The organism is Anabaena sp. UHCC 0253 (genome assembly GCF_009712085.1).
GTDB lineage: Bacteria > Cyanobacteriota > Cyanobacteriia > Cyanobacteriales > Nostocaceae > Dolichospermum.
In genome coordinates this window covers 374,572-379,248 of record NZ_VILD01000004.1, presented here as the reverse complement: position 1 = coordinate 379,248, position 4,677 = coordinate 374,572, and the positions used below count along the sequence as shown (strand labels likewise).

General features: G+C 41.4%; 4 protein-coding genes. All 4 read right to left on the bottom strand.

Going from position 1 to position 4,677, the window contains the following annotated elements:
- On the bottom strand, positions 1-310 hold a 310-nt coding region (locus FJR38_RS13375), incomplete at its 3' end, for an RNA-binding protein (RefSeq protein WP_168497895.1).
- Between the two features lie 258 nt (positions 311-568).
- The gene (locus FJR38_RS13370) at positions 569-1,117 is read right to left on the bottom strand and encodes a phycobiliprotein lyase (RefSeq protein ID WP_168537531.1); all 549 of its coding nucleotides are present in this window, start codon (positions 1,115-1,117) and stop codon (positions 569-571) included.
- 321 nt (positions 1,118-1,438) lie between these two features.
- A complete protein-coding gene (locus FJR38_RS13365; RefSeq protein ID WP_168537529.1) occupies positions 1,439-1,648 on the bottom strand; it encodes a response regulator in 210 nt (69 codons plus the stop codon).
- A complete protein-coding gene (locus tag FJR38_RS13360; RefSeq protein WP_168537527.1) occupies positions 1,635-4,442 on the bottom strand; it encodes an ATP-binding protein in 2,808 nt (935 codons plus the stop codon). The genes FJR38_RS13365 and FJR38_RS13360 overlap by 14 nt, the downstream gene beginning before the upstream one ends.
- Positions 4,443-4,677: the final 235 nt, after the last annotated feature.

The window sequence follows — 4,677 nt, the reverse complement described above, 5'->3', positions numbered from 1 at the left end:
AGTAACGACCACCGCCGCCACGATTACCACCGCCACGATTACCACCACCGCCAAAAGAACCTCTATCTTCTTTAGGCTTTGCTTGGTTCACTTTGAGGTCACGACCCATCCATTCAGCACCGTCAAGGGCTTCAATGGCAGCCGCTTCTTCAGCTTCAGTACCCATTTCCACAAAACCGAAGCCGCGCAAGCGACCTGTCTCACGGTCTGTAGGAAGTTGAACACGCTTTACAGAACCGTATTCTGCAAAAACTGCGCTCAGGGTATCTTGTGTAACTTCATAAGAGAGGTTACCTACGTAAATTGACATAGAATGTCTCCAAAATCATAAGAGTGTAGAGATTTAGATTTCGGAGGGAAGTCTGTATATACCAAAAGCGAAAACCTGCCAATACTAACAACAAACACCGTCACCGAATTAATTCCCATGCCCTGATTATGGCACAAGAAATTGTAATTGTGGGCATGAGTCCAAAAACGTTATAAAAAGTTATATTTGTTTAGCGATCGCTCTGACGAATGACATGAACACAAATCTCGAAATCCTTGTCCACTGCACCTCTAGCCCCTAAATCTCAGCCTCAAGGCGTTTTTCCAGATATTGACCAATCATCAATTGCTCACCTGCACGGGAAATAATGCTTTGTCTGGTGCGATATTTACTACCAATAAATTTGATTTCTTCCTCAAATACTGAGTTATTGTATTCAGTTCGCAAACACAGAGTTTGTGGATTCGGTAAATAATAATCAGCGGTAACTGGCTTAGAAGTGGCAAAACCGCGATCTCTATACAAAATATTACCCAAAGCCCCAAACAGAGTTAACCCTTGAGATTCTTGTTTAGGGTTAATCTTATTGGTACTTTGCCAAGACACACAAGCACCACAGGTCAAACTCTCCAAATCAATTAAATCATGGATTTGGGCTAGTGTTTGTAATTCCTCACACCCCTGTTCTAAAAATCGGATGGTGATTAAACTCTCCATTTCCTTTGTTTCGCCACGGGGTAGGGTATAGTAACGCCGTTCAGAATGCCATTGACCTACGGATTCTTGAAAGAACTCTGCAATCTGCTGTTCATCAGCGGTTTGAATCAGTTTGAGCGATGTTGTCACTGTTTACTGTCCTCATGTATCTATAAATTGTTGCTTGATTGCCGCTATCTTTCCGTGTCATCTGTTACCAGGTCATGGTAAGAAATCTGGCTTTATCTGATATAGCGATAAAATGCAATTATTATTTACTATTCTTAATATACAAGTGAATCCGAGAAAAGATCAAGGGCGAAGCATTCGGAAAATAAACTTGGGAAAAAACCGAGAATTTATCGCCCGAATGCTTCGCCCCTACATGGGAAAAAACTGATAATTAATCGCCCGAATGCTGATGCTTCCAGATTCCGTTAGGGATACGCCCCTACGACTCTTGTCAGATTTTCAATTAACCGACATAGCCATGAGTTGGGCTACGGCTGTAGCTAAAGCTTGTGGTTGTACGGGTTTGGATAAGTGCATTTGAAAACCCGCAGCCAAAGCCTTGCGTTGGTCGAATTCACCAGCGTAGGCAGTTAGAGCGATCGCTGGAATTTTGCTAACATCATCTATGATGCCACTTCTAATTTGTTGTAAGAGTTCATAGCCATTCATTTGGGGGCATCCCAATATCGCTAATTAAAATATCTGGTTTTATATGTCTGAGCATTTCTAAAGCAGTTAATGAAGATGATGCGGTGAAAACTTCGGCGTTATACATTTTCAAAACAAAAGCAACCAAATGCAGCAAATCAGCATCATCATCTACGACTAAAACCTTGATATTGCTTAAATCTGAAGATATATCTTGTTGATGGTTGTCTGGGGCAATTTCCGAGGAAGTCGTCATCAGTGGTAGTCTAACGGTGAAAGTAGCGCCCTGTCCCAGTCCAGGACTATCAGCTTTAATAGTTCCACCATGCAGTTCTGCTAAATTGCGGACAATTGCCAATCCCAACCCCAGTCCACCAAATTCTCTGGTAGTTGAACTGTCTTCTTGACGGAAGTAATCAAATATATGGGGTAAAAATGTTGGGTTGATACCTTTACCTGTATCACTGACAGTGATTTGAGCATCAGAGTCAATCCGTTCTAGCCTAATTTCTATGCGTCCACCCTGAGATGTAAATTTGACAGCGTTAGATAAGAGATTCCAAACGATTTGTTGTAGACGAACTGGATCACCTGCAACTAAACCAATATTTGGTTCAATCATAGTTTGAATCTGAATTTCTTTGCTTTGGGCTGCTAAATTGAGTATTTCTTCAACTGCGGAAATTGTCGTAGCTAGATTAACTGTAGAAATATTTAAAATACCTTTACCCCGGAGAATCCGGGACATCTCTAGTAAATCATCAATTAAATTAACCTGTAAATTGGCATTGCGCTCAATAATGCTGATAGCTTCAGCGGTTTTGGCTGGGTCTAACTTCCCTTTCCCCAATAAACTAGACCAACCCAGGATGGAGTTGAGAGGTGTTCGTAATTCGTGGGATAGAATCGCTAAAAATTCATCTTTGATGCGGTTAGCAGTTTCCGCGTGTTTCCGAGCAGCTTTTTCTTGTTCTAAGAGATGATTGCGCTCAATCAGTGCTGCTTGCTGTTTACTGATGTCATGGGAGCAGCCAATTAGACAAATAATCTTACCATGCTCGTCTCGCATCACTGAAAGCCGCAAGTTGACATAGATGATCTCTCCTGATTTTGATCGGCAGGGCATTACCTCTATCTCATGGCGACCTTTTGCTAAGAGGGGGGCGATTATATCTGTATAGAGTTGAATGGGATAGACTGGATCTGTATATACAATAGTGATATTTTGCCCAATCATTTCCGTAGCAGTATAGCCGTAATATTTCTCAGCGCCGAAATTCCAACTTTGAATGATGCCATTAATATCCATAGTAATGACAGCATCGTGAATTTCTTCGAGAATTTGGGCTTGGAATTTTAAAATAGATTCTGCTTGCTTGCGTTTAGTTTCATTCAGCTTGGCTTGAGTAATATCCCGTCCTTCTGGAATTAGCATCACTACTTCTCCAGCATCATTTTTCAGCGGTCGTAATGAGAAATCAAGGGTGAGGATTTGATGATCTGGTCCTAGCACATCTACTTCGTAGGAAATAAACTCACCTTGGGCAGCACGAGCGATCGCTTGCTTTAACTGTTCCTGAGTTTCCTGGGAATTTTGCCAACAATAAATTTCCCACATGGGACGGTTTACCAAATCTGCGAACTCCAAGCCAGTAAATTCTAAGGATGCTTGATTGAGTTCTAAAACATTCCCTTCTATGGAAAGTAGCCCTGTAAACTGAAATTTTTGATTGAAGATAGCCCGATATTTTCTCTCGCTGGCTGCTAGTTGGTGAGTGCGTTTCTGTACCTTTTGTTCTAGGGAGACATTCAAGTTTTGCAGATTTTGATAGAGTTCTGCTTGCTGAATGGCAACAGCAAGTTGTACTGAAAGTTGTTGCAGTAAATCGAGTTCATGGGTTTCCCATTGACGAGTGGTACTGCATTGATGAGCGATAAGCAATCCCCACAGGGTATGAGAAGAAGCATCAGCAGCGGATTGATCTGCCAATTCTTCAACCTGACAATCATCCTCTGTTTTTGTGTGCTGATACTTCAGCCGAATCGGCATCACCAAATTAGCCTTAACCTGAAATTGCTCTAGCAAGTTGATATGACAGGGTGTGAATCCCGCATTGTAGATATCAGCAATTGCTCGAATTTTGCCCCGATGATAAGCGGTCTGATTTTCCCAAAAGCAACTTTCTTGAATTTGCTTACCTAGAAAAGGTGTCCATTCAGGCAGAACGGACTCAGCGACTATTTCGCCATTCATCTCCGGGCAGAACTTGTATATCACTACCCGATCAGCCTTGAGAAATTCCCGCACTCCTTGGACAGCTACGGGTAAAATATCTTCTAAATGAATGAATTGATGAATGCGGAGAGCGATCGCTGCTAGTAATTTTTGTTGCTGCTCCTGCATCTGGATATTCTGGATCAAGCGGGTTTTCTCTAGCACCGCATGAATGGTACGACACAGCCCTTCAGGTGTTATTTTGTCTTTAACAATGTAATCTTGAACACCGAGCTTCATCGCTTGCACAGCAATCTTTTCGTCTCCTGTCCCTGTCAAAATAATCACAGGAATCTGAAGATTACCAAATTGCAACTGCAACTGATGAAGAAATTCCAACCCATTCATATCTTGCAATTGATAGTCTAACAGGATCAAATCTGGCTGATTTGTCTCTAGTTTGGTTAATCCTTCTAATCCTGATTTAGCCTCAATAATCTGATATGTAGCCAGCTTATCTTTACTTAAAAATTGAGTATATAATAACCTATCTACTAGGGAATCTTCTAAAAATAGGATTGAATAATTAGTTACTACCATAGTTAATTTTAAAGATTTATTTATTGTTTCAGTGATGAAGCAAAAGCCGCATTTATAGCAATTACCATTGTGAGGTACAAGCGGTAAAAATTAACCGCAGATAAACGCAGATTTTTTGTACCTCATTAGATGAGGAAACGCTATACAGCAGGAGTAAGGGCGTAAGGGCGAAGCATCGGAAAATAAACTTGGGAAAAACCGATAATTGTCACCCGAATGCTTCGCCCCTACAGGC